Source organism: Haloferax sp. Atlit-6N, assembly GCF_003383195.1.
In the GTDB taxonomy this organism is placed as follows: Archaea; Halobacteriota; Halobacteria; order Halobacteriales; family Haloferacaceae; genus Haloferax; species Haloferax gibbonsii.
Window position 1 is genome coordinate 1 of record NZ_QEQJ01000065.1, and the last position, 681, is coordinate 681.

The window sequence follows — 681 nt, forward strand, 5'->3', positions numbered from 1 at the left end:
TACAGCTGCGATCCGGCGATCCCGGCGAGTATCCCCTGCCGCGTCGTCTTCGGCCAGTAGAGCGCGACCATCACCGGCAGCGTGAGCTGTGCGAAGCCGCCGAAAGCAGTGTCGCCGACGGTGATGAGCGTCCCGGGGCGGAACAGACTGACGACGAACGTCCCGAGCGCGAAGACGGCGACGCCGAGGCGGGCGACCCACGCCTCGCGCTCTTCGCTCGCGTCCGGATTCACGAACGGGCGGTAGAGATCGCGCGTGAGGTACGACGATCCCGAGAGCAGCATCGAGTCCGAGGAGGACATCATCGCCGCCATCGCGCCGGCGACGACGAGCGCCGCGAACCACCCGGGCGTGTACGCGTTCAACAACACCGGAACGACGTTCGAACCCTCCGGTACCGACACGCCGAGACCCGCCGCCCAGGTCCCGAGCAGGAACGCCGGCACGAACAGCAGCACGACGAGGATCGGCCACAGCGCGAACGAGCGCTTCAGGACGCGGGCGTCCTTTGCGACGAAGAAGCGCTGGTTGATCTGCGGGAACATCGTCACGCCGAACGCGATGGTCACGGCGGTCGAGATCATCCACTGCGGCGAGTAGAGGCCGCCGCCGAGCGCGAGGAACTCGGGCTTCGTGTCCGCTAGCGACGTGGAGACGGTGTCCAGCCCGCCTGCGCTCGTG

Annotated in this window: 1 pseudogene; it reads right to left on the reverse strand. The window is 68.1% G+C overall.

Features of this window, described 5'->3' with window-relative positions:
• Positions 1–681, reverse strand: a pseudogene (locus DEQ92_RS21155) (sodium:solute symporter family protein); the annotation flags it as partial.